Genomic DNA, 26,160 nt, shown 5'->3' with positions numbered 1-26,160 from the left:
CTCGACTTAAATCTTAAGCCTTATTTTGTTAGACGCAGTGGACTTGAACCACCGTAATCATTACTCCTTTCGCCTGTTTAAGAACTTGCTTACCGTTGTAAGCGGCTGCAAATATACAACCCTTTTTTCTACCCCACCAAAACTTTTTTCAAGTTTTTTTAAACTTTTTTTTAAGAGACTGTTTTGCAGCATTTTAAAATTTGAAAAACTTAACGTGTTTTACAAAGTTTAAATTAAGGTCTCAATTTTTACTAAAAAGTATAAAAAGATAAAACAACAAAAAGATTTGGATTGCTTGAATACTGCCACGTTATTCAATTTAAGGATTAACCTACTACCAAAAAGAGCGAACGGCAAAGATAAGTCAACTATTTTTTATGGGCAAGCCATGAGAGAATTAATTTTCAACTGTGTTATTATTCCAGTGTTCGGTTAAGTCTAAGTAGTCAATTTTAAAGGCCGGAGCTTGTCGTTCGAGTATATTGGACTGAAATGAACGCTCTAAAACATCCTCTATTATATAGTCTTCTTTTTTGGAAAAAGGCTGGTACTCTTCTTTTAAAGATATTTCAAAAAGGCTAGCCGTTGTATTATACCAAAAGGCACGCCAGCCAGTACGAAGTTCTTTTACTAATTCAAAAGCAGTATGTCCGGTTTGCCTGTGTATTAATTTAACAAGTATTTGACCTTCGGTATGGGTGAGTTTTTTCAATTTTTCTGAAAACTCTTCTTCTATATACTTTTGAACTCGTTTTGTATATGTTCGTCTTTGCCTTTTTTCGGGGAATTCTGATAGGCGCTCGCTCATTGTAGTCAAGCGTTCTGCAGCCAACTTTGCAAAAGGATATACTTTGCGGGTTTTCCTGCGAAGTATTAGATAGCGTCTTCGGTCCTTTTTTGAATTGAACTTTAGCTTATTCAGCAAGACGACTTCATCCAGATTAATAAACTCTCTAGGAATAGTATCGCCTTTTACTATATAGTATAGTTTTTGAGTGGTATCTGTTTCTTTTTCATTAACCGGGCCTATTACTTGTGCTATACTTACATGTGCTGTAAATACGAGTAATAAGATGCATAACGTTTTTTGTTTCAATCTCATTCAAAGTTATTTTTGCTATTAACAAGCGAAAATTGTTCCAAAATTATATATTCTGTAACGTTTGAGTTAGCATTTAATTATTAATTTTGATCGCATTAATTAAACAGCAGTAAATATACTCTTTATGGCAAAATCTATCTTGAATAAAAAATCACTAACATTTTTAAAAAACTATCTAAACAATGCAGCCCCTACCGGTTATGAATGGGATGGGCAAAAAATGTGGATGGAATATTTAAAACCATACGTTGACGAGTTTATTACAGACACCTACGGAAGTGCGGTAGGAGTTATAAATCCAGAAGCTAAATATAAGGTAGTTATTGAAGGGCATGCCGATGAAATTTCCTGGTATGTTAATTATATTAGTGATAATGGTCTTTTATATGTAGTAAGAAATGGTGGTAGCGATCACCAAATAGCACCATCAAAAATTGTGAATATTCATACCAAAGATGGGATTAAAAAGGGGGTATTTGGTTGGCCAGCAATCCATACCCGAAATAAATCGAAAGAAGCTGCTCCTAAACCTGACAATATATTTATTGACGTAGGTTGCAAAGATAAAGAAGAAGTTGAAAAAATGGGCATTCATGTAGGGTGTGTTATCACCTATCCAGATGAATTTCATATTCTTAATGAAGACAAATTTGTTTGCCGAGCATTAGATAACAGAATGGGTGGGTTTATGATTGCTGAAGTAGCACGCCTATTACATGAAAACAAAAAGAAACTTCCTTTTGGCCTATACATTACTAATTCAGTACAAGAAGAAATAGGGTTACGTGGTGCACAAATGATTGCGGAACGCATTAAACCGAATGCTGCTATTGTTACCGATGTTACACACGATACCAGCACTCCGATGATCGAGCAAAAAAAGCAAGGCGATGTTGAAATTGGCAAAGGACCTGTTGTTGCCTATGCTCCTGCTGTTCAGCAAAAACTTAGAGATATAATTACTGATACTGCAGAAAAGAATAAGATACCGTTTCAAAGAGCAGCGCTCTCAAGGGCTACCGGAACCGACACAGATGCTTTTGCTTATAGTAACTGTGGTGTTGCCAGCTCCTTAATATCACTACCTCTGCGTTATATGCATACAACAGTAGAAATGGTGCATCGAGACGACGTAGAAAATGTAATTAAACTTATTTATGAGTCTCTTTTAAACCTAAAGGATGGAGATACATTTAGTTATTTTGAATAAACGTAATAAATAATGCAGTAAGCCCAAATTGATTTTTGGGCTTTTTTTTATTTAAAATTTTTTCTTTTGCTGTTTTTACTATATTTGAAATCAAAACAAGCTAACCTTTGTTATTCAATTCATTTTCATTTGGGTTATTTTTACCCATTGTCCTGCTTATTTATTGGGCTGTAGGCTATAAACGTATTAAAGCTCAGAATGCAGTTCTCCTTGTTGCAAGCTATATTTTTTATGGCTTATGGGATTGGCGTTTTTTATCGCTTATTATTGCGAGCTCTCTAGTAGATTACCTTGCTGGAAGAGCCATTCATACAACCAATAACAAAGCCTCCAAAAAAATATACTTAGTCCTGAGTATATTTTGGAATTTAGGAGTTCTTTTTATTTTTAAGTATTATAACTTCTTTGCTGAAGGGTTCGCTAATTTGTTTCATCTAAGCGCACAAGGATACACCTATAATACTTTAAATTTTATCCTTCCGGTAGGGTTGAGTTTTTATACATTTCAAACTATGAGCTATAGTATTGATGTATACCGTAACCGTATTAAACCCACTTATAATATTTTAAACTTTTTATGCTTTGTTAGCTTTTTCCCGCAATTGGTCGCCGGTCCTATTGAAAGAGCCAAATCCTTACTTCCTCAATTTAAAAAAGAAAGAACTTTTGAAAGATCTTTAGTCGTCGATGGGCTACGGCAGATGCTTTGGGGGCTTTTTATGAAAATGGTCGTAGCAGACAACGTTGCCTTGGCAGTAAATGCCATTTATTCTGAACCAAACAGTTTTGGAAGCTTGTCCTTATTATATGCCTCTGTCCTATTCTTCTTCCAAATTTATTGTGATTTTGCCGGCTACTCAAACATTGCTATTGGTACAGCAAAGCTGTTTGGTTTCAAGTTGAGCAAAAACTTCAACATTCCTTATCTATCACGGAGCGTGGCAGAGTTTTGGCAGCGATGGCACATAACCCTAACCAAATGGTTTACAGATTATGTATATGCACCACTTATACAAAGTTGGAAAAAAAGCTATGTTTCCAGAACCATTGCTCTATTTATAACTATGACACTCATTGGGCTTTGGCACGGTGCCAATTGGACTTTTATATTTTTTGGGGTATTCCAGGCCATCACCATTTCAATTGAACGGATACCTATGACTGTTAAGGGCAAAACCTATAACATCAATTATTTTTTAACCAGAATGCCTTTACCAGTTACTATAATCTATAGTTTTACTTTGATTATCACATCTTGTATTTTCTTTAGGGCCGAAAATTTTGATATGGCTTTAAATATTATCCATAGGGTTTTATCATTCATTCCAAGTAAGCCCTTTTCGTTGGAAATAGGCTTTCGGGTACTTTTTGTACCTTTATTAATCATTATGGAGGTTATAACCAGAACCAAAAACCATCCATTTGAATTTTTAGAAAAAACTTATAGCAGACCCATTCGTTGGATTATATATTATTTATTTGTTTTTTTCATCATACGTTATGCCGGACCCAAAGAAGAATTCATCTATTTTCAATTTTAAAAAAAACCAGCTTAGGTTTTTAATGCTATGCTGTGTCTTTTTTATACCAGTAATAGTGGCTTATGGTATTATTGAATTAGCCGTTACTAAGATTCCGAATAATTTTTCTATAATAAGAGATTACATGAATAATGAAGGTTCCTCCGTTGAAACAATCGTTTTTGGATCTTCACAAATTCAAAGCGGTATTAATCCTGCATTTTTAAATAAACCATCTATAAATTTAAGCTCACGAGGACAACATCACAATACAGACTTTATAATTTTAAAAGGTGCTATAGATCGTTTTCCAAATTTAAAAACTGTTGTTTTCGAAGCTTCCTATGGTCATTTTGAAATTCCACACAGATCAAAGTATTTCTGGAAAAATAGTCTCTTCCTTAAATATTACCATATAAACACTTTTGAACGCTCTGTAACCCCAATTGATAGTCTTCTTTTTAAGTCGCACCCGGGACTATTTTCAGAAATGCTTATAACTCATTATTTAAAGGATACCATACCCGATGTGTATAATAGATACGGGTTTGATCTAAACCATTACGAAGGAAAGTTCAAAAAGCTACAGTATGACAGTAACGCTATTATAACAAAGCCTGTAAAAATATATAAAAGAGAAGATGTTAAGGTTCTTGCTTATAATAGTGAGTACTTTTATAAAATGATTGAATATTGTTTAAATAGAAACTCAAAAGTAGTTATTTTAAGCCCGCCTACATTTTCTAATTATAATCAACAACGTAATCCAAACGTTTTAAGAAGAAGGGACAGTATTCTTAATCTTATAGGTAGAAAATATAAAAACATCTATTTTCTGAATGCTGAAAAAGATCCTGATTTCAAAGTTGAAGATTTCAGAAATGAAAACCACCTGAACCCAAAGGGAGCAGAAAAATTGACTAAAAAACTAAACACTTTTTTAAAGGAAATAGAAGAATAACCTGAACTGCTCTCCTACTTAAGTTTTAAACTCTTAAAGTATTTTTTTGCTTCTTTAATTACACGTGATGCTAATAAAATTGTTGCGGTCATGGTAGGTACAGCCATTAACGCAAAAAAAGTGTCAATTAAATTAATCATCATACTCAACGATGTTGTGGCCCCCATGATAATACTGATTATATAAATGTAATTGTAGTATTCCTTGTACTTAGCACCAAACAAAAAAGACATACACTTGGTTCCGTAATATGAATATGAAAACAAAGATGATATGCTAAAAACAGCAATACAGAGCAATAATGCATATTTGCCAAAGTTAGGAATCCCGTCTGCAAATGCAGTTGCTGTTAAACTTACTCCGTTAGCATCACTACTTTGCCAAACACCGGTTACCAAAATGGTTAATGCCGTTAAAGTACAGACAATTAGGGTGTCAATAGCCGGACCTAACATCGCAACTAACCCTTCCCGAATAGGCTCGTTGGTTTTTGCAGCTCCATGAGCCATAGGTGCTGTACCAATCCCCGCTTCATTGGAAAAGGCACCTCGACGAATACCTAATAATATAATTCCACCAACAATTCCTCCTAAGAAAGCGTCTCCTTTATAAAATGAAGCAGAAAAAGCATCGGTAAAAATTAATTTGAAATAATAAGGAAGTACATCAATGTGTACAACCAAAATGATTAAAACCATTATTAAATAGAAAAATACCATAGCAGGTACCAGTTTTGATGCGGTTTTGCTTATTCGAGAAAGTCCGCCCAATATAACTATTGAGGTAATTAAGACTAACACAACCCCAATAATCAAGTCACTTGAAAATCCGTAGTATAATCCGGCAGGTTTCAGTAAAATATCATTAATAGCCTGTGTTAGCTGGTTTACGTTAAAAACGGGTAGGGCTCCTACCAATCCTGCAATACTAAATACAACTGCCAATGGTTTCCATTTTTTGCCCAAACCTTCTATGATAAAATACATGGGACCGCCTTGAACTTTGCCTTCACTATCTTTTCCTCTATACAGAATAGCAAGTGTTGCTGTAAAAAACTTGGTGGACATACCAATAACTGCACTCACCCACATCCAAAAGACCGCTCCCGGTCCTCCCAAGGCTATGGCTACCGCTACACCAGCTATATTCCCCATCCCTACTGTCGCTGAAAGTGCTGTTGTTAAGGCTTGAAAGTGAGAGATTTCACCACTATCAGATTCATTATCATATTTTCCTCGTAAAACGGCTATGGCGTGACCAAAATACCGAAAGGGTAAAAACCGGATACGTATTAACAAATACAATCCGCCCCCAATGAGCAGTATTAATAAAGGAAGTCCCCAAGCAAGAGAAGCAATTTCAGAAATAAATGAGTCTATTTTTTTCAATAGTTTGAAGATAAAGAGAATACTAATTAAAAATACTTGTGAATTTTTAAAAGTAACATTATTATTGTTTCTTGTTGTTCTTTATGAAAAAAACTACACTAGCCACATTCTTATTGATTTCAAGTTATTTGTTTGCACAACAAACAGATAGTGACAATCCTACATCAAATTTTATCGTTAGTCCTGAAATTTTACTAGGCATTACTGCAGATGCTAATAGTTATTTTCCAGATCACGGTTTACAAACTCAAGCAATAATATCTTTTGGCTGGGAACACGACAACAATCCTCAAGAATGGGCACAACGCCTTAAAGGCCCTAGAACAGGAATAAGTGTAGGGTATACCGATTTTGGAAATACCGAAAACTTAGGTAGTGCCATTTCTGTACTGCCATTTATTGAGTTTAATGCTTTTAGAAGTAAGAGTCTTACGATACAAGTAGGGACAGGTGCTTCTTATTTTACAGAAAAGTACGATCCTATTACCAACCCGAACAATGAGGCAGTTACAACTGATTTTACCTGGTCGTTCAAACTATTTAGTCATTATAAAGTCTTTTCAACCAAAAAAATAAATTGGCGCGCAGGTATTGGCTATTCGCATCATTCTAACGGACATACACGTTTACCTAACCAAGGGTTCAACTCTTTTTTAGTAGGTGTTTCAGCAGATATAAAAAACAATGCTGAACCTACTTTTTATTCCGAAGAAAAGAAACCTGTTTTTTCTACAAGCAGATATAGTTATCTCGCTTTGCGTTCGGGTTATGGCTTACAAGTTTTAGCAAAACCTTTTAATGATAAAAAAGGCGTATATGTTGTATCTGGCGAATATGGAAAGGTTTTTAATAATACCTATAAGGTTGGTATTGGCGCATATTATCGTTTTTACAGACATTACTACGATTATATAACAAATAATGAATCTTTAGTGCAAGATGGACGGGAGTTTGATTCTTTTAAAGAAAACGCTACTTGGAGTGCCAGCAATATAGGCGTATTTATTAATGGGGAAGTGTTGCTAAATCACTTCGGAATAAATTTGCAAATAGGTTTTAACCTACATAAACCTGCATACAATATAGATTGGCGCATCAATCAAGGTTGGGATGTGGTACCTCGTGAAATACCTGAAAATAGCGTTATTGTTTTGGGCGAATTTGGCACGAAATTTAAACTCAAAAAATTAATCTCTTCACGCTTAGGTTTAAAATATTACCTCATCGGTACCCGAAAGGCACCTAAAAATAACTTTTTTATAGGGGCGAGCATTAATTCCAACTTAGGGCAGGCAGATTTTACTGAATTGAGTTTTGGGTATGTGCATAGTTTCAGCTTCAAAAAAGAAAAACCCCTTTCAACTAAATGAAAGAGGTTTTTCACACAAAACTAAATTGAAATTTATTTAGCCAATATCAATCGGTGTGTTGATGTCCCTTCTTCTGAAGTTACATTAATTATATACACGCCGTTAGCCATTGCATTAAAGTTAAGCTCTGTTGCCCCGAAAGACGTGTTAAGATTATTTACAATCTTACCAGAACCTAATTCAACTATCGTAATTTGAATAGCTGTACCAAAGGTTTCTGGAATTTCTACTGTTGCCATTCCTCTTGAAGGGTTCGGGTAAATAACAATTCCGTTACCTGATTGCGTAATATCCTCGATGGAAAGTAAAATTTCCTGTGCTTCATATGCACCAATATCACGAATACCTTCAAATACAGCTTGATCTATTTGATCATTAAACTGATCAGCTGGATCCCCTGCGTTGTATGCAAGCGAACCTTCTAACAGTTGATGTGTATTGGTTAATCCACCATTGTTTTGCAATGGGCCAACCAATGGATCTACTTCTTCAATATCATTCGCTTGTTCAGGGAACGCACTTTCGTCGTCTGTCCCAATCAAATTATAATCATTAGAAGCAAAAACTCCTGAAACATCTTGACCATTTGCTCCACTATTAAAAGCAACCAATGTATTTTTAAGTGATGTAGTTGTCAAACTATTAATACCGCCTCCATTAGCTAATGCTTCATTCATCGCTATCGTAACCGCATTGATATCAAAACTATTTCCGTTGTTGTGAATTCCACCACCAGAACCGTTGGCTGTATTTCCTGAAATAGTACTTACCATTACAGTTACATCACCTCCATCGGCATTATGAATACCACCACCAGAACTTGTCGCTCCAGAAGCAATATTATTCGATACTGTGGATGTATTAACTTCTAATATACCTCCATTGTTGAAGATACCAGCTCCACCATCATCGGCAGCGGTTCCAAAAGAACTGTTTGAATCGATTGTAGTAGTTTCAACAACCATCATCGTTCCACTTTGGTTCCATAATCCACCACCTTCTTGAGCAGCTTCATTACCTGACACAATACTTTCTGAAATTGTAATCAATCCGCTGTTTCCCGTTACGTGCAGACCACCACCGTTACCCGGTGCTGCTGTTCCTGCTGTTCCATTTACATCGTTGTTTGTCATTTCAGAAGTAGTAAATATTAAGTTACCATCAATCAATTCGATAGCTCCACCTGCTCTATTCGCAGCATTGGAATCTAACGTAGCATCAGTAATTGTAACATCACCAGCTGTACTCAATAATCCACCACCAGAGCCTGAAGCTCCTGTAGCCATATTATTAGTAATCGCTGTACCGTTAACAATGTTTAGTGTACCTCCATTATTGAAGACACCTCCACCACCAGTATCGGCATCGGCTCCTTCTGCGGTGTTTCCGTCGATTGTCATTCCATCGATTGTCATAACACCTACACTGTTCCAAAGTGCTCCACCTTCAGCAGAAGCTGTGTTTCCACTCGCTGTTCCACCTGTGATGTTAGCATCTCCTTCTCCAGTTATATGCAGTCCACCACCGTTACCCGGTGCAGATGCAGTAGCGTTGTTCATTAAGTTAACATTCTCCAGTGTCAAGACATTTCCAGCAACTGAATTATCTTCAATCGCTCCACCAGCTCTCATTGAAGTGTTTCCACTCAATTCAGAATCGGTTACGGTTAATGAACCTTGATTGTTCAAGATTCCACCACCAGAACCTGATGCGCCGTCAACAACATTGTTGCTGATTGTTGCATTCAGTACAGAAAGTGTTCCTCCTTCGTTGAAGATTCCACCACCACCTTGATCGGCGTCGGCTCCACTGGCTGTGTTTGCGTCGACAGTTGTTCCGTCGATTGTCATAACTCCAGCTCCGTTCCAGTACGCCCCACCTTCAGCAGATGCCGTGTTTCCACTTGCAGTTCCGCCTGTAATGTTTGAGTCTCCAGGACCAGTTATGTGCAATCCACCACCATTACCCGGAGCAGATGCAGTGCTATTGTTCATTAAGTCAACATTTTCAAGCGTCAATACATTTTCAGCAACTGAATTTTCTTCAATTGCACCACCAGCTCTCATTGAAGTGTTTCCACTCAATTCAGAATCGGTTACGGTAAGTGTTCCTTGATTGTTCAAGATTCCTCCACCAGATCCTGATGCTCCATCAGCAATATTGTTACTTACAGTTGCATTCAGTACAGAAAGTGTTCCTCCTTCATTGAAGATTCCACCACCACCTTGATCGGCGTCGGCTCCGCTAGCTGTGTTTGCGTCAACAGTTGTTCCGTCGATTGTCATAACTCCAGATCCGTTCCAGTACGCTCCACCTTCAGCAGAAGCAGTGTTTCCACTTGCTGTTCCGCCTGTAATGTTTGAGTCTCCGGGACCAGTTATGTGCAATCCACCACCATTACCCGGAGCAGATGCAGTTGCGTTGTTCATTAAGTCAACATTTGTCAACGTCAATAATTTTCCGGCAACTGAATTATCTTCAATCGCTCCGCCAGCTCTCATTGAAGTGTTTCCACTCAATTCAGAATCGGTAACAGTTAAGGTACCTTGGTTGTTCAATATTCCTCCACCAGATCCAGATGCTCCGTCAGCAACATTGTTGCTTACAGTTGCATTCAATACGGATAGTGTTCCTCCTTCATTGAAAATTCCACCACCACCTTGATCGGCATCGGCCCCACTGGCTGTATTAGCGTCAACGGTTGTTCCATCAACTGTCATTTCTCCAGATCCATTCCAAAGACCACCACCTTCGGCAGTTGCAACGTTTCCATTCACTGTTCCGTTGGTTATCATAGCGGTACCAGGACCTGTTATATGTAGTCCGCCACCATTACCCGGTGCGCTTCCTACTTCATTATTATCTAAATTCACATTAAACAGCGTTATGCTTCCGGCAGTTACTGAAGAATTATCTTCAATACCACCACCGGCTCTGTTTGCTGAATTATTCGAAATTATCGTGTTATTCACGGTTACAGATCCTCCAGCAACATTTTGAATTCCACCACCAGAACCTGCAGTTCCATCGGCAACGTTATTTGTTATTTCAGAAGAATTCTGTACCATCAATGTTCCGCCGTTGTTGAAGATTCCTCCTCCACCTTGGTCAGGATCGTTACCACTTGCAGTATTACTGTCTATTGTGGTGTTATCTATTTCCATAGTACTTCCAGCTTGGTTCCAAAGACCACCACCTTCGGCGGCGGCATCGTTAAGGGAAACCGTACCTCCAAACATGGAAACATTGGCAACACCACTTACGTGCATTCCACCACCATTTCCTGGATTAGGAGCTCCAGAAGAACCATTTACTCCGTTAGAGTTCAATGACGTATTTGCCATAGAAAGCATTCCGTCAATTACTTCAATACCACCACCTGCTCGGTTGGCAGAATTGTTGTCTATACTTCCGCCTATAACAGTTACATCACCAGCAGTTGTCAATACACCACCACCAGAACCTGATGTTCCTGTAGCGGTATTACTTTGAACGGTAGAATTTACAATTCCTAAGTTACCTCCATTATTGAAGATTCCTCCTCCACCGTTATCGGCATCGTTACCAGCTGCGGTATTTATATTTACCATCGCATCGGTAACAGTCATTGTAGCTCCGGCCTGATTCCAAAGTCCACCACCTTCACTGGCAGCTTCGTTTGCTGAAACCGTACCACCTGTTATGGAAACTGTTGCGGCACCACTTACGTGCATTCCTCCTCCGTTACCCGGATTAGGTGTTCCTGCAGTTCCATTAACATCATTAATGCTAAGTGCAGTATTAGTTAAAGTTACTGAACCTTCAATAACTTCCATACCACCACCAGCACGGTTAGCACTATTTTGTGAAATTATAGCACCAGTTACGGTTACTGTTCCTCCAGTACTAAAAATACCACCACCAGAACCTGACGTTCCATTTGCCAAGTTGTTAGTGATATTAGTTCCGGCTAATACATCTAATGTACCTCCATTATTAAAGATACCTCCACCACCGTCATCGGCAGTAGCTCCACTAGCTATATTATTTGTTATAGGTGTTCCATCAACTGTCATTGTTCCTGTTCCATTCCATAGTCCACCACCTTCTAATGCAGCAACATTACTGTCTACTGTACCTCCGGTTAGCGTTGCGTTCGCAGCTCCACTTATGTGCAGTCCACCACCATTACCTGGTGCGGCTGTTGCGGGAGCAACTCCTGCGTTATTGGTATCTAATGTAACATTTGTAAGCGTTACTGAACCGTCAATCAATTCAATACCACCACCAGCTCTGTTAGCTTGGTTGTCGGTTATAATTACTTCGGTAAGTGTTACATCTCCAGCGGTACTAAAAACACCACCTCCAGAACCTGAGGCTCCGTCAGCGATATTATTTGTTATTTCTGTACCGGCTAAAACGTCTAGCGTTCCTCCATTGTTAAAGACTCCACCACCACCATTGGTAGCATCATCTCCTGAAGCAGTGTTATTTGTAATAGGAGTTCCATCAATAGTCATGGTTCCTGTTCCGTTCCAAAGACCACCACCTTCGGCAGCAGCAACATTACTATCAACTGTTCCACCTGTAATGGTAGCATTTGCAGCTCCACTTATATGCAAAGCACCTCCATTACCTGGAGCGGCTGTTGCGGGGGAAACACCTGCATTATTATTATTTAATGTAGAATTAGAGACTGTAAGTGAACCGTCAATCAATTCGATACCACCACCAGCTCTATTTGCTCGGTTGTCGGTTATAATTACTTCAGTAAGGGTTAAGTCACCTGCAGTACTAAAAATACCACCACCAGAACCTGAAGCTCCGTCAGCAATGTTGTTCACTATATTTGTACCGCTTGCAACGGTTAAAGTACCTCCATTGTTAAAGATTCCACCACCACCGTTGGTAGCATCAGCTCCAAAAGCTGTGTTTCCATCAATAAAAGTATCTGTAAATAAACCACCAAAAGCAGGGGTTAAAACATTCATAGTACCTCCATTATTCCATAATGCACCACCTTCACTGGCAGCTGTATTTGCTAATGCAATACCACTAAAAGATATGGTTGCTCCGTTTCCAGTTACGTGAACTCCTCCTCCATTACCTGGATTCGGTGTTCCGGCTGTTCCGTTTACGTCATTACTACTAAGATTGGTGTTAATAATATTTGCAACACCATCTATTATTTCAATAGCACCACCTGCGCGATTAGCTCCATTACTTGTTATGAAAGCTCCCGCTATTTCTACAGTTCCTCCGGTACTTAAAATAGCGCCACCAGAACCTGATGTTCCAGTTGCCATATTTCCGAAAATATCAGCAAATCCACTAAATAAACCACCTTGTGCATCTAAAGTACCACCATCATTGTATATACCTCCACCACCTTGTTCAGGGGCATCACCTGTTGCAGTGTTATTGCTTATTGTATTGGAGCCCGCTAAGGTCATGGTTCCTGTTCCATTCCAAAGACCACCACCTTCAACAGCAGTGTTATTTTGAACTAAACAATCAGTAAACGTTGAATCTCCGCCTCCACTAATGTGGTAAGCACCACCGTTTCCAGGAGCGGTAGCCCCTGTTGCGGTATTATTATTGAATGTAACATTGTTAAATTCAAATAAATCTCCCGCATTAGATCGTACTTCAATACCACCACCAGCTCTAACAGCTGTATTTCCAGATATTGTAAGGTTATCTACATTTAATGATCCTATATTGGTTAAGATTCCACCACCTGAACCTGCTGTTCCGGTTGCTGAATTACCATCTATAGTTGAAGTACCATTTACAATCAATGTTCCCATTTCATTATAAATACCACCACCACCTTGTTCGGCAAGGTCGCCTGTAGCTTCATTGTTTGAAATTTGGGTATCTGTTACAGTCATCGTTCCAGCGCCATTCCATAGTCCACCACCTTCTACGGCTGTATTATTTTGAATTGTACTATTAGTGAAAGTCACATCACCCGGTCCACTTATATGTAAACCACCACCATTTCCTGGTGCGGGTGTCGATATAAAGTTGCCATCTAAAGTAACTCCTGAAAAAGTATATGTTTCTCCTCCAGCTGATGCAATTTCAATTGCACCACCTGCACGGTTTGCTGTGTTTCCAGTAAACGTTACATCGTCAATAGTGAATGTTCCCGGAGTAGCATTTAAGATTGCTCCACCTGAACCTGAAGGGCCATCGGCAATATTGTTGCTCAATACATTTCCTGGCTGCACTTCTAATGTACCACCATTATTGTATATAGCTCCACCACCATCACCACTAGCAATGTTATCACTAAAGTTTGGTGTGGGCGCATTTGTAACTGTCATGGTGCTTCCAGCTTGATTCCAAAGTCCACCACCTTGGTTTGCAGCAACATTAGCTTGAATATTACCACCGTTTATAATAACGGTCGCTACATTAGATACGTGAATACCACCTCCATTACCAGGCGCAGCAATTGCTGGTGCAACTCCTGCATTATTCTGATTTAACGATACGTCGGTAAGCGTAAGCGATCCATCTACTATTTCAATACCACCACCTGCGCGGTTGGCTCTATTTAAATTTACTGCTGTACCAGGATCAGTAATTTCAACTGTTCCAGCTGTACTAAAAATACCACCACCAGAACCTGAAGCTCCAGAAGCTATATTATTTGTTATGGTTGTTTGGGCATTCACTAAAAGTGTTCCACCATTATTAAAGATACCTCCACCACCATCATCGGCAGCAGCACCTTGTGCTTCATTGGCATCTATGGTAGAGTTAGAAACTGTCATCGTTCCTAGCCCATTCCATAAAGCTCCTCCTTCTAGAGCAGCTACGTTATTAGTAAAGGTTGAACCAGATATAGTAGCATCTGCACTCCCTGTTATATGCAAAGATCCTCCGTTTCCGGGAGGACCTGCAGCTGTATTTCCGTCAAAATTTGAATCCGTTATTGTAATAAGGTCTAGAGAATTCACTTCAATTGCTCCACCTGCGCGATTTGCTGTATTGTTTGTAAATTCAGAATTCATAACAGTCAGCGTTCCGCTAGTATCTTGACCAATGGCACCTCCACTACTTGAAGCTGCGTTAATAGCTGTGTTTCCGTCGAAAAAACTTCCAGAAACCGAAAGGTTAGACTCCGTTGATCCAATTGCTCCCCCTCCGTTAGCGGCATTTGTTGCATTGTTATTGAATTCAGAGTCTATAACGTTTGCATTCACAACATTTTGGACTCCTAATGCAGCACCGGGAGCTGTAGCCGTTGTATTTTGAAATGTTATTCCTTCAATAGTTAAATCTGTAATATTGGTAGCTCCGATAAGTCGAGCTGTACCATTACCTGTACCATCTATAACAGTATTTCCGATACCTGTACCTGTAATGGTAAGGTCATCGTTAATTACTATTTGTCCTGTAGTAAGATTGATCGTGTAGTCTGCATCAAACGTGATCGTGTTAGAACCAGCTGCTGCATTAGCATCGATAACAGCCTGCCTTAAAGAGCCTGGTCCTGCATCGTTGCTGTTCATGACAACATATTGTCCATAAGACAATGATGTCATTAACAAAATAGAAACTAATAAAAAAAAGTTTCGGGTAGTTGTTTTTTCCATAAAGTGTTTTTTGATTAATTAGACTTACGTTCCCTGGGGAGACGGAAACATTTACACTTAATCTACGTAGAAAAAACAATCATGGTTTGTTAAAGAAATGATAAAATTTAATAATTTCTTTCGACAAGAAACAATACTCTTGCCATCTTTTTATTAAAATTTAATAAAATACAATTATAATTTAATTTTAAATCACTGTTGGTTTTGAAGATATTTTGCAGTGTTTTGTTCTATTCTTTTTTGAATATTTGAAACATCAGCTTTTACAAAAGACTCACCCGTAATATTCTCATATAATTCTATATATCTTTCTGAAACTGTTTTGATATATTCATCACTCATTTCAGGGACTTGCTGTCCTTCGAGACCTTGAAAACCATTTTCAATAAGCCATTGTCTTACAAACTCTTTAGACAATTGTTTTTGAGGCTCGTTGTTGTCTTGACGTTGTTGATAGCCTTCTGCGTAGAAGTATCGAGAAGAGTCTGGCGTGTGGATTTCATCAATAAGCACAATTTTTCCATCTTTCGTTTTTCCGAATTCATATTTAGTATCTACTAAAATCAATCCGCGTTTGGCTGCTATTTCGGTTCCTCTTTGGAAAAGCTTTCGAGTATAATCTTCTAACTGAAGATAGTCTTTTTCTGAAACGATGTTACGATTTAAAATTTCTTCTTTAGAAATATCTTCGTCATGATCACCCGCTTCGGCTTTTGTTGCAGGTGTAATAATTGGCTTAGGAAATTTATCGTTTTCTTTCATTCCTTCAGGCATTGGCATACCACAAAGCATTCTTTTTCCAGACTTATATTCACGAGCTGCGTGCCCACTTAAATACCCTCGAATAACCATTTCGACTTTGTAAGGCTCGCAAGCTTCCCCTACTGCAACGTTTGGATCTGGCGTAGCGATTAACCAATTTGGTACGAGATCTTCCGTCTCACGCATCATTTTAGTAGCAATCTGGTTTAATATCTGTCCTTTATATGGAATCCCTTTGGGCATGACCACATCGAAAGCGCTTAACCTATCGGTTGCAATCATAACCAACGTGTCATTCTCTAAGGTATAGACTTCGCGTACTTTACCATGATATACGTTTTTTTGACCAGGAAAATTAAAATTAGTAGAAGTTAGGGTATTCATTATAATATTTTCTTTATTCGGTAAATAATTAATTAGTCAACGTTTTCAATGGATTTATAAGCTGCGATTACTTTTTTAACAAGTCTGTGTCGTATTACATCTTTATCATCTAAATGAATAACACCAACACCTTTAACATCTTTTAAAACCAATAAGGCTTCTTTTAGCCCTGAGATAACCCTTCTCGGTAAATCTATTTGTCCGGGATCCCCGGTAATCATAAACTTAGCGCTTTTCCCCATTCGGGTAAGGAACATTTTCATTTGTGCATGAGTGGTATTCTGGGCTTCATCTAGAATAACAAAAGCGTTGTCTAATGTTCGCCCACGCATAAATGCCATAGGTGCAATTTGAATGACTCCTTTTTCTATATGTGATTCTAGTTTTTCATGCGGAATCATATCACGTAACGCATCATAGAGCGGTTGCATATACGGGTCTAACTTTTCCTTTAGATCTCCTGGTAAAAAACCTAAATTTTCTCCGGCTTCTACAGCGGGTCGGGTTAATATAATACGTTTTACCTGCTTTTCTTTTAAGGCTTTTACTGCTAAAGCAACCCCAGTGTACGTTTTACCTGTTCCGGCAGGCCCTACAGCAAAGACCATATCGTTTTTACCCATCAATTCTACCAATTTACGCTGATTGGCCGTTTGGGCTTTTATTAACTTTCCACTAACACCATGAACTAAAACTTCACCAGCGCTAACAGGAGTTTCATAATCATCTCTACTTTCACTTTGCAATACACGCTCAATTACATTTTCGTCAATTTTATTGTATTTACCAAAATGCTCTAACAACATGTTCATCCGTTTGTCAAATTCTTCAAGAACTTCCTCATCGCCATAAGCTTTAATTTTGCTTCCGCGAGCAACAATTTTAAGTTTCGGAAAAAACTTTTTAAGTAGATCAATATTTGCATTTTGAAGCCCAAAAAATTCACGTGGACTTACTTCGGTCAATTCAATTATAAGTTCGTTCAAAAGCAGAATGTTTATAAGATTTTATACTAAGTGTAAATATAGTTTTTCCTATAACAAAAGTACCTTATTTTTGTAGTACTTGTTTTAACAAAATATCAACAATCGACAATGCCCATCATTACCCTTACTACTGATTTTGGAGAGAAAGATCACTTTGCAGGAGCAGTAAAAGGTGCTATTTATAGTGAATTACCTGATGTGAGAATTGTTGATATCTCGCATTCTATCTCTCCTTTCCATATTACGGAAGCTGCTTATATAATTCAAAACGCATATCGTAGTTTCCCGAAAGACACTATACATTTAATAGGAATAGATTCAGAATTAAACCCTGAAAATAAACATATCGCTGTTTATTTAGACGGTCATTATTTTATTTGTGCTAATAATGGAATTATTTCCATGTTAGCTTCAGAAATTAAACCTGAAAAAATCGTTGAAATTAATATTCACGACCGCATAGAAACTAATTTTCCCGTTTTAGATGTCTTTGTAAAAGTTGCTTGTCACATAGCCCGAGGCGGAACATTAGATGTTATTGGCAAGTCAATTGCTGAAATAAAAGAAATTAGAGGTCTTCAACCCGTTGTAAACAGTGAAAATAACCAAATTGTAGGAAACGTTATATATATTGATAACTACGGAAATGTAGTAAGTAACATCACAAAATCCTTTTTTGAAGAAGTGGGTAAAGGGCGTAAATTTACTATTCAAGCACGACGAGCCACTTTCGAAAGTATATTTACAAACTATAGTGATGCCATTAATTTTGATGTCCCTGCAGATAAACGAGAGGAAGATGGAAAAAAATTAGCTCTTTGGAATTCATCAAAATATTTAGAGTTGGCAATCTATAAAAGTAACCCAAGTACTGTAGGTAGTGCCTCTACCCTATTTGGTTTAGAATATTGGGATACGATATCTATAAATTTTAATTGAAAAGTAATAAAAGTTGTATGTTAACTAAAAATGTAAAAAAGGTACTTCGGCTCCGCTCAGTAACCTTAATTACAAGAAAGTTTTCTCAAATTAAGTAAAAGAATATCATGTTCACAAGAATTGTAAAAATGGAGTTTAAAGAAGAGGAAATCCCTGCTTTTCTTGCTAATTTTGAAACCATAAAAGATAAAATAAGAACCTTCCCCGGTTGTGAGTTTTTAGAGTTGTATCGTGATAAACATAATGAAACAATCTTTTTCACCTACAGCCGTTGGAAGAAAGAAGAAGATTTAGAAGCCTATCGTCACAGCGATTTATTTAAAGGCGTTTGGGCAGAAACAAAACCAAAATTTAAAGCAAAAGCTGCAGCTTGGAGTGTGGATACGTTGTATAGTTTGGATTGACGCTGTGCCTTATACATTCCTCCTTGCGTCGGGACACTCAGACACCTGTGAAAACTAATTTATAACGAACAAAAGGAGGCTGAGTGATTCCGAAAGCAAAGCGCTTCGGAATAGTATCGAAGCCCCGATAATGAAAAATAAATAAATGACCGCATTAATAAAACGTGAAATAACAGCTTTCTTCGCTACCCCGATTGGATACTTAGTTATTGTAATATTTCTGCTAATTAACGGTTTGTTTCTTTGGGTTTTTACTGGAGATTATAATATACTCGATGCCGGTTTTGCCGATTTATCATCTTACTTTCAATTAGCACCTTGGGTACTCTTATTTCTTATTCCTGCAGTAACGATGCGGAGTTTTAGCGATGAGATAAAAATGGGCACGTTAGAATTATTATTGACAAAGCCTATTTCATTAAAAAACATTGTATTAGGCAAGTATTTTGGAGCTGTTATTCTTATCACTGTAGCGCTGCTACCAACTTTACTCTATATTATTACAATTTCACAATTAGGAAATCCAGCCGGTAATTGGGATGTAGGTAGTACGTTAGGCTCCTATATTGGTTTGCTCTTTTTAGTACTCGCTTATACTGCAATTGGCGTGTTCTCTTCTACGCTTTCGCAAAACCAGATTGTAGCGTTTATTATTTCAGTTTTTTTATGTTTTGCATTGTATTATGGCTTTGAAGGGATTACCAACTTAGGTATCGATTTCCCAATTGAAACCTTAGGGATGAAAGCTCATTTTGACAGCGTGGCTCGTGGCGTACTCGATACACGGGATATCATTTATTTTTTAAGTATTTCGGCCCTTTTTATATCATTTACAATATTAAAGTTAAAGAAACGTAATTGATATGAATAAAAAGGCCATTCAATATATCGTTGTAGCGCTATTTGCATTTATCGTTGTAAATGTAGTTTCGTCGTACGTTTATAAACGTTTTGATCTTACTCAGGATAAGCGATACACGCTTTCTGAAGCTGCTAAAAAAACCATCGCGACTGCAAAATCACCTATTGTAATTGATGTTTTTTTAGAAGGTAATTTCCCTGCAGAATTCAACCGTTTGCAAGCTGAAACCAAACAGTTATTAGAAGAGTTTTCTGCCTATAACCCAAATATTAAGTTTGAATTTATCAATCCATTAGAAGTTGATGATCCACAGTCTTTGCAACAAGAATTTGCTAAGCGCGAGATGATGGGAGCTCAAGTGGAAGTACGCGAAAACGGAAAAGTAAGTACCGAAACCGTTTTCCCTTGGGCCTTGGCGTATTACAATGAAAAAAGTGTTGCCATCCCATTGCTGAAAAACCAATTAGGAACCACAACGCAAGAACGTGTAAATAATTCTATACAAAACCTAGAGTATGCTTTTGCTGATGGTTTTAACAAATTGGTTAACCCCAAAAAACGAAAGGTTGCCATCTTAAAAGGAAATAAAGAATTAGGAGATCGCTATGTAGCTGATTTTTTGTCTACACTTAAAGATTATTACTATTTAGCTCCTTTCACATTAGATTCAGCTGCTGTTTCGCCAAATAAAACCTTACAAGCGTTAACAGAGTTTGACCTCATTATTGCCGCTAAGCCTACTGAGGCTTTTTCCGATTCTGAAAAATATATTTTAGACCAATACACCATGAACGGTGGTCGTTCTTTATGGCTTATTGATGCAACTGAAAATAAAATAGATAGTGTAAGCGGAAAAACCTTTGCCTTTGGAAAAGATCTTGGGTTAAACGATTTCTTCTTTAAATATGGTTTACGCATAAACCCTAATTTGGTTAAAGATGTGTACTCCGCTCCTATTGTCTTAGCGCAAGGAAGTGAACGAGAATCACAATACAGTCGCTATCCTTGGTTTTTTAATCCGTTGAGTAGTAGCGCTAATAACCATCCCATTGTTACTAATATTGAGGCAGTAAAATTTGACTATGCCAGCACAATTGATACGCTTCCAAACCAGATAAACAAAACCGTTTTACTCTCCACTTCACCCATAACCGAAGTGATTGGCGTTCCCTACGAAATAGACCTCGACATTGAAATACCCGAAAATTTAAAAACAGTAAACGAAGGCCCAAATCCTTCGCAATACAAAGCAGGTGAAAAACCGTTGGCTGTTTTATTAGAAGGTAAATTCCCTTCTGCATTTACCAACAGGGTAAAACCGTTTCAATATTCAGAAAATAGTAAAACCTCTGTGCCAACTAAAATGGTGGTGGTAAGTGATGGTGATCTTATAAAAAACCAATTAGATGGCAGCCGTCCATTAGAGTTAGGCTTCGATAAGTTTACCCAAACATTCTACGGAAATAAGGAGTTTTTATTGAATACCGTAAATTACCTACTTGACGATAGCGGACTTATAAACATTCGTAGCAAGGATATTGCCGTTCCTTTTCTTGATCCACAAAAAACAGCAGAGCAACGCACGAAATGGCAACTTGTTAACATCTTGTTACCGTTGGGGTTACTAGCTATATTCGGAATTCTCTTTCAATATTTCAGAAAACGTCGCTATACCCGTTAACTGTTAATAAATTAGTTTTCAAAACCGTCGCATTTCAGATATATTTGTATGTATGCTGAATACAATTCAGCTGAAATTGAAAATCAACTATTTCCACAAAATATAGAGAATGAAATTCATCGTATCGAGTTCGTATTTACTGAAACAACTACAAGTACTTGGAGGCATTATTAACAACAATAATACGCTTCCTATTTTAGATAATTTTTTGTTTAACCTAGATGGGAGTTCGCTTATCGTTTCAGCATCCGACCTAGAAACCACAGTTTCTTCAAAACTGGAAGTAGAAAGCAGTGAACAAGGAATGGTTTGCATCCCTGCACGTTTGTTGTTAGATACTTTAAAAACCTTTCCAGAGCAACCGTTAACCTTTACAGTTGAAGAAAATAACACGGTAGAAATAAGCAGTAACCACGGTAAATATGCCTTAGCGTATGCTGATGGTGAAGAATTTCCTAATGCAGTGGAATTAAACGACCCATCTTCTACAATTTTACAAGGAGACGTGTTGGCTACTGCTATTAATAAAACATTTTTTGCAACTGGTAACGATGACCTTCGTCCTGTAATGAGCGGAGTATTTTTTCAATTTTCTTCGGAAGGATTAACCTTTGTAGCAACCGATGCTCACAAATTAGTAAAATATACTCGTGAGGACTTAAAAGCCACAGAAAACGCTGAATTCATTATGCCTAAAAAACCACTAAATTTACTAAAAAGCATCTTGGCTGGCAGTGAAGAAGAAGTGACTATTGAATATAATGAAAGCAATGCGAAGTTTACTTTTGAAAACACCGAAATGGTGTGTCGCCTAATTGATGGAAAATACCCTAATTACGAAGCGGTAATCCCGAAGGAAAATCCGAACAAACTCAGTATTGATCGCAATCAGTTTTTAAACTCGGTACGTCGTGTGTCCATCTTTTCAAACAAGACTACACATCAAATCCGTTTAAAAATAGCAGGATCTGAGCTTAATATTTCTGCTGAAGATGTTGACTACAGTAACAAAGCAGAAGAGCGTTTAACCTGTGATTACCAAGGCGACGATATGCAAATAGGTTTTAACTCTCGTTTCCTTACCGAAATGTTGAATAACCTAACGAGCGATGTTGTTTCTCTAGAGATGTCTTTACCGAACCGCGCCGGAATTTTAACGCCTGTTGACGGACTTGATGAAGGTGAGCAAGTAACCATGCTTGTTATGCCGGTTATGTTGAATAACTAACGTCTCGACTCCGCTCGACAAGCAAAAATTTTCTTAAGAAAAGAATATAAAAATCCACATTCCTATATCTTTAGGACTGTGGATTTTTTAATTTACATCGCTGAAACAGTTAAATAAACTTTAAACTATTCCATCCTAGACTACTTTTCTGAAAGTTTCATAGTATTTTAAGGGGAAAAGAAAATCACTATGAAAAAACTTACTCTAATTACCCTTGCTATTAGTCTCGCTTTTCTTTCTTGTAAGCAACAATTTGCTGAAAAGAAAGCAGAATCTGATTCTGATTTAGCCGCTCAAGAATATACAGCCGATACGGTACAAACTGCTATTGGCGATATTGTTTTACCAGCTCCGTATGCTACTAAGTCTACAGCGAAGTTATACAATATGGTGGATTGGCCGGAAAATACAATGCCAAAAGCTCCTGAAGGTTTTACTGTAACAAAATTTGCAGATGGCTTTGACAACCCACGTTGGACATATATTGCGCCTAACAATGATATTTTCGTGGTAGAATCAAATACCAAAAGCAGTGCCAACAAAATAACATTGCTTCGTGATACAAATAAAGACGGTGAATTTGAAGTGCGAGAAACATTTTTAGAAGACTTAAATCAACCGTTTGGTATGCTTGTAATAGGGAATGCATTTTATGTAGCTAATACCGACGGGCTCTACAAATATCCGTATAAAGAAGGTCAAACTTCCTTAAAAGATGTAGAAGGGGCTAAAATTGTTTCACTTCCCGCTGGAGGTTATAACAATCACTGGACACGGAACATTATTACGAATGATGAAAAAGATAAAATTTATATTTCGGTGGGATCAGCTAGTAATGTTGGCGAACACGGAATGAAAGAAGAAATTAGACGTGCTAACATTCTCGAAGTGAATCTAGATGGTAGTGGCGAAATTATATACGCAAGTGGCTTACGAAACCCTGTTGGGATGGACTGGAATCCTATTACTGGTGATCTATGGACAGCTGTTAACGAACGTGATAAGTTAGGTGATAATCTAGTTCCCGATTATATAACTAGTGTACAAAAAGGTGGTTTTTATGGTTGGCCTTATTCCTATTTTGGTCAAATTGAAGATCCTAGAATGGAAGGAAAAGCAGATTCGTTAGTTGCAAAAGCAATTGTACCTGATGTTTCAGTAGGACCACATACCGCTTCTCTAGGTTTCACTTTTTATACGGGTGACCAATTTCCAGAAAAGTACAAAAATGGTGCTTTTATTGGCCAACACGGTTCTTGGAATCGTTCAAAATTTTCAGGGTACAAAGTAACGTTTGTTCCTTTTAAAAATGGAAAACCAGCTGGTAAACAACAAGATTTTCTCGGTGGTTTTATCGCCAATGAAGAAGAAGGAAACGTCTATGGACGTCCAGTTGGTGTTACGGTAACTCCAGACGGAGCTTTATTGGTAAATGACGATACCGGAAACACCATTTGGAAAGTAAGCTACGACCAATAACAGAAAATATCTATGCAGAAAAAACACATTATGACGGTTATTTTTATAGCCGTCTTTTTTAATAGTACGGCCCAAATTACTGGTATTGTTATAACTGAAAATACCATACCAATTGAAGGTGTTTCGGCAAGGGTTAGCGACTCTTTAATGGTTAGCACAAATTCAAATGGAGCATTTTCTTTTTCTTCAGAAATTGAGCTTCCTGTTACAGTTATGCTTCAGCATCCTGATTTTTATTCCGAAATGATCACTGTTTCAGAAACAGGTAAAACCTATATTCTGAAAAGAATAAAGGAAACCGAACAATTGGAACCCGTTATTTTGGCTTCCAAGTTTCAAAAAGAAAGTGGTGTACTTGTGCCTACTTCAGATATTTCTTCAGAAACTATTGAAGCTTATAGCCCGGTAGATTTGGTTTCAGCAATTAATGAAACACCTGGGGTCTATATTCAGCAAGGAGCCATTAATACCAATCGAATCACCATCCGGGGTGTAGGTTCTAGAACATTGTATGGTACTAATAAAATACGAGCTTACTTTAATGGAATTCCTATTACCAACGGTGTAGGCGAAACGGCTATCGATACTTACGATGCTAACAACATACAGAATATTGAAATTATTAAAGGTCCGAAGGCTACGCAATACGGAACCAACCTTGGCGGAACTTTATTGCTTAACTCTAAAGAACTTCTGAAAAACGGAGCTAACGTTTCAAATACAGTAACAGTAGGCTCTTATGGATTATTTAAGAAGACATGGAGCGCTGCTATTAAAGAAGACAAGCTCTCCATTAATTTTAATTACGATCACCTACAACAGGACGGATATCGGGATAACAGTCGGTACAACCGGAATAGCTATTTTTTGAACACAGACTATCAATTTAATGATAAATACAGTATTTCTTTTTTAGTTAATCACCTTAACAACAACGCTCAAATACCAAGCTCGTTAGCATTGACAGATTTTACTGAAGATCCTACGCAAGCTGCATTTACTTGGGATGCTTCTAAGGGCTATGAAGACAACCGCCAAACGGTAACTGGTCTTAGTTTTTCCAGTACATTTTCGGAAACTTTCAGCAATAACACAAGCATCTATTATACGTATTCAGATCACTATGAGCCACGCCCCTTTAATATTTTAGATGAAATAACAAATGGCTATGGTGCCAGAACAGTATTTGCCAAATCGTTCACTTTTAACGCACGACAAGCCTCCGTAAGTTTTGGAGGTGAATGGTATCAAGATGAATACCGATGGAAAACAATTGAAAATTTATATGAAGAAAATAACAGCCAAGGTAGCTTAGAAGGTGGTTTACTTAGTAAAAACAAAGAAATCAGAAAGCAATTAAACGTTTTTACTACTACCATTTTACCTCTTACCGCTACTCTTGAAGCAGAAATTGGCGTAAATGTAAATAAAACTACCTATGATTATACCGATGCTTTTAATACAGGAAGCGAAAATACATCTGCCAATAGAAATTTTGATCTTATTGTAGCACCAAACCTAAATATATTATATACGGCATCGTCAAATACTTCTTTCTACGGAAATATTAGTAAAGGGTTTAATTATCCTAGTCTAGAAGAAACCTTAACACCCGAGGGAATTATAAATCCAGACATTGGTCCCGAAACCGGCTGGAATTATGAAGTAGGAGCCGATTTATATTTCTTCAACCGAAATTTACACTTACAATCTGCCGCTTATTTATTGTCTATATCCAATCTTTTGGTGGCTGAACGGGTGGGCAATGATCAATTTATAGGTAGAAACGCTGGTAAGACACATCATCGCGGTTTGGAGTTTCAGGCAAATTATAGCTTTAATATAGCTTCAGGTTTTGAAATTAATCCTTTTATAAATGCAGAATTTAATTTTCACAAGTTTCTTGATTTTGTAGATGAAGCAGATGATTTTTCAGGAAATGACCTCACGGGTGTGCCTGATAAAAAGATAACCGCAGGAATACGAGTTTATCACAACTCAGGGATAGATATTTCCTCAAACTTTAGACACATTGGGAGTCAGCCAATAACCGATAGCAACTCGCTGTATAGTAATTCATACAACCTATTAAATATACAAGCCGAATATAAAAAGGCGATAGCAGATGCTTTTTATATCCGGCTTTCAGCAGGCATTAATAATGTAACTAATTCAATGTATGCCTCCTCAATTTTAATTAATGCCTCTGGTTTTGGTGGAAGTGAACCTCGGTACTACTACCCTGGTTTACCTCGTAATTATTATAGTAGTTTACAAATTCAATATACTTTTTAA

16 protein-coding genes are annotated in these 26,160 nt (G+C 37.6%); 11 read left to right on the top strand and 5 right to left on the bottom strand.

Annotation, left to right across the window (positions count from 1 at the left end; all coding sequences use genetic code 11):
* Positions 1–397: 397 nt before the first annotated feature.
* The gene (locus DZ858_RS10305) at positions 398–1,102 is read right to left on the bottom strand and encodes a DUF4294 domain-containing protein (protein ID WP_117159464.1); all 705 of its coding nucleotides are present in this window, start codon (positions 1,100–1,102) and stop codon (positions 398–400) included.
* Between the two features lie 124 nt (positions 1,103–1,226).
* On the opposite strand from DZ858_RS10305, the gene DZ858_RS10300 reads away from it, so the two are divergent.
* The 3 genes from DZ858_RS10300 to DZ858_RS10290 all read left to right on the top strand — a co-directional run bounded on the left by DZ858_RS10300 (position 1,227) and on the right by DZ858_RS10290 (position 4,793).
* The gene (locus tag DZ858_RS10300) at positions 1,227–2,312 is read left to right on the top strand and encodes a M42 family metallopeptidase (protein WP_117159463.1); all 1,086 of its coding nucleotides are present in this window, start codon (positions 1,227–1,229) and stop codon (positions 2,310–2,312) included.
* 107 nt (positions 2,313–2,419) lie between these two features.
* Positions 2,420–3,853, top strand: coding sequence for an MBOAT family O-acyltransferase (locus DZ858_RS10295; protein ID WP_117159462.1), 1,434 nt, complete (start codon positions 2,420–2,422; stop codon positions 3,851–3,853).
* A 124-nt stretch (positions 3,854–3,977) separates the two neighbouring features.
* Positions 3,978–4,793, top strand: coding sequence for a hypothetical protein (locus DZ858_RS10290; protein ID WP_147309588.1), 816 nt, complete (start codon positions 3,978–3,980; stop codon positions 4,791–4,793).
* A gap of 14 nt (positions 4,794–4,807) precedes the next feature.
* Here DZ858_RS10290 and DZ858_RS10285 read toward each other — a convergent pair whose 3' ends face one another.
* Positions 4,808–6,181 carry an alanine/glycine:cation symporter family protein gene (locus DZ858_RS10285; RefSeq protein WP_117159460.1) on the bottom strand — a complete coding sequence of 458 codons (1,374 nt, stop codon included), beginning with the start codon at positions 6,179–6,181 and terminating at the stop codon, positions 4,808–4,810.
* Between the two features lie 83 nt (positions 6,182–6,264).
* Between DZ858_RS10285 and DZ858_RS10280 the strand changes: the two genes are divergently transcribed.
* The gene (locus DZ858_RS10280; RefSeq protein ID WP_117159459.1) at positions 6,265–7,551 is read left to right on the top strand and encodes an acyloxyacyl hydrolase; all 1,287 of its coding nucleotides are present in this window, start codon (positions 6,265–6,267) and stop codon (positions 7,549–7,551) included.
* Between the two features lie 32 nt (positions 7,552–7,583).
* Here the strand turns inward: DZ858_RS10280 and DZ858_RS10275 are convergent, their stop codons facing one another.
* From DZ858_RS10275 to DZ858_RS10265, 3 genes are all read right to left on the bottom strand, one after another.
* On the bottom strand, positions 7,584–15,140 hold the full coding sequence (locus DZ858_RS10275) for a T9SS type A sorting domain-containing protein (RefSeq protein ID WP_117159458.1): 7,557 nt from the start codon (positions 15,138–15,140) through the stop codon (positions 7,584–7,586).
* Between the two features lie 192 nt (positions 15,141–15,332).
* On the bottom strand, positions 15,333–16,286 hold the full coding sequence (locus tag DZ858_RS10270) for a phosphoribosylaminoimidazolesuccinocarboxamide synthase (protein WP_117159457.1): 954 nt from the start codon (positions 16,284–16,286) through the stop codon (positions 15,333–15,335).
* Positions 16,287–16,318: 32 nt separating this feature from the next.
* Positions 16,319–17,272, bottom strand: coding sequence for a PhoH family protein (locus DZ858_RS10265; RefSeq protein ID WP_117159456.1), 954 nt, complete (start codon positions 17,270–17,272; stop codon positions 16,319–16,321).
* A gap of 108 nt (positions 17,273–17,380) precedes the next feature.
* On the opposite strand from DZ858_RS10265, the gene DZ858_RS10260 reads away from it, so the two are divergent.
* The 7 genes from DZ858_RS10260 to DZ858_RS10230 all read left to right on the top strand — a co-directional run bounded on the left by DZ858_RS10260 (position 17,381) and on the right by DZ858_RS10230 (position 26,160).
* Positions 17,381–18,211, top strand: coding sequence for an SAM hydrolase/SAM-dependent halogenase family protein (locus DZ858_RS10260; RefSeq protein WP_117159455.1), 831 nt, complete (start codon positions 17,381–17,383; stop codon positions 18,209–18,211).
* Between the two features lie 107 nt (positions 18,212–18,318).
* Positions 18,319–18,615, top strand: coding sequence for a putative quinol monooxygenase (locus tag DZ858_RS10255; RefSeq protein ID WP_117159454.1), 297 nt, complete (start codon positions 18,319–18,321; stop codon positions 18,613–18,615).
* A 145-nt stretch (positions 18,616–18,760) separates the two neighbouring features.
* Entirely contained in the window at positions 18,761–19,477 is a 717-nt protein-coding gene (gene gldF, locus DZ858_RS10250; protein WP_117159453.1) for a gliding motility-associated ABC transporter permease subunit GldF, read from the top strand.
* A 1-nt stretch (position 19,478) separates the two neighbouring features.
* The gene (gldG, locus tag DZ858_RS10245; protein ID WP_117159452.1) at positions 19,479–21,158 is read left to right on the top strand and encodes a gliding motility-associated ABC transporter substrate-binding protein GldG; all 1,680 of its coding nucleotides are present in this window, start codon (positions 19,479–19,481) and stop codon (positions 21,156–21,158) included.
* Positions 21,159–21,267: 109 nt separating this feature from the next.
* On the top strand, positions 21,268–22,386 hold the full coding sequence (gene dnaN, locus DZ858_RS10240) for a DNA polymerase III subunit beta (RefSeq protein ID WP_117159451.1): 1,119 nt from the start codon (positions 21,268–21,270) through the stop codon (positions 22,384–22,386).
* A 189-nt stretch (positions 22,387–22,575) separates the two neighbouring features.
* The gene (locus tag DZ858_RS10235; protein WP_117159450.1) at positions 22,576–23,865 is read left to right on the top strand and encodes a PQQ-dependent sugar dehydrogenase; all 1,290 of its coding nucleotides are present in this window, start codon (positions 22,576–22,578) and stop codon (positions 23,863–23,865) included.
* Between the two features lie 12 nt (positions 23,866–23,877).
* Positions 23,878–26,160, top strand: coding sequence for a TonB-dependent receptor family protein (locus tag DZ858_RS10230; RefSeq protein ID WP_117159449.1), 2,283 nt, complete (start codon positions 23,878–23,880; stop codon positions 26,158–26,160).

Origin of the sequence: Marixanthomonas ophiurae (assembly GCF_003413745.1) — a bacterium.
Taxonomy (GTDB): Bacteria; Bacteroidota; Bacteroidia; order Flavobacteriales; family Flavobacteriaceae; genus Marixanthomonas; species Marixanthomonas ophiurae.
This window is presented reverse-complemented; position numbering and strand designations above follow the sequence as displayed.

Bases quoted from the DNA above. Each gene is read 5' to 3' on its own strand.
- DZ858_RS10305 (WP_117159464.1), bottom strand. From the start codon at position 1,102: ATGAGATTGAAACAAAAAACGTTATGCATCTTATTACTCGTATTTACA.
- DZ858_RS10300 (WP_117159463.1), top strand. From the start codon at position 1,227: ATGGCAAAATCTATCTTGAATAAAAAATCACTAACATTTTTAAAAAAC.
- DZ858_RS10290 (WP_147309588.1), top strand. From the start codon at position 3,978: ATGAATAATGAAGGTTCCTCCGTTGAAACAATCGTTTTTGGATCTTCA.
- DZ858_RS10280 (WP_117159459.1), top strand. From the start codon at position 6,265: ATGAAAAAAACTACACTAGCCACATTCTTATTGATTTCAAGTTATTTG.
- DZ858_RS10275 (WP_117159458.1), bottom strand. From the start codon at position 15,140: ATGGAAAAAACAACTACCCGAAACTTTTTTTTATTAGTTTCTATTTTG.
- DZ858_RS10270 (WP_117159457.1), bottom strand. From the start codon at position 16,286: ATGAATACCCTAACTTCTACTAATTTTAATTTTCCTGGTCAAAAAAAC.
- DZ858_RS10260 (WP_117159455.1), top strand. From the start codon at position 17,381: ATGCCCATCATTACCCTTACTACTGATTTTGGAGAGAAAGATCACTTT.
- DZ858_RS10255 (WP_117159454.1), top strand. From the start codon at position 18,319: ATGTTCACAAGAATTGTAAAAATGGAGTTTAAAGAAGAGGAAATCCCT.
- gldF (WP_117159453.1), top strand. From the start codon at position 18,761: ATGACCGCATTAATAAAACGTGAAATAACAGCTTTCTTCGCTACCCCG.
- gldG (WP_117159452.1), top strand. From the start codon at position 19,479: ATGAATAAAAAGGCCATTCAATATATCGTTGTAGCGCTATTTGCATTT.
- dnaN (WP_117159451.1), top strand. From the start codon at position 21,268: ATGAAATTCATCGTATCGAGTTCGTATTTACTGAAACAACTACAAGTA.
- DZ858_RS10235 (WP_117159450.1), top strand. From the start codon at position 22,576: ATGAAAAAACTTACTCTAATTACCCTTGCTATTAGTCTCGCTTTTCTT.
- DZ858_RS10230 (WP_117159449.1), top strand. From the start codon at position 23,878: ATGCAGAAAAAACACATTATGACGGTTATTTTTATAGCCGTCTTTTTT.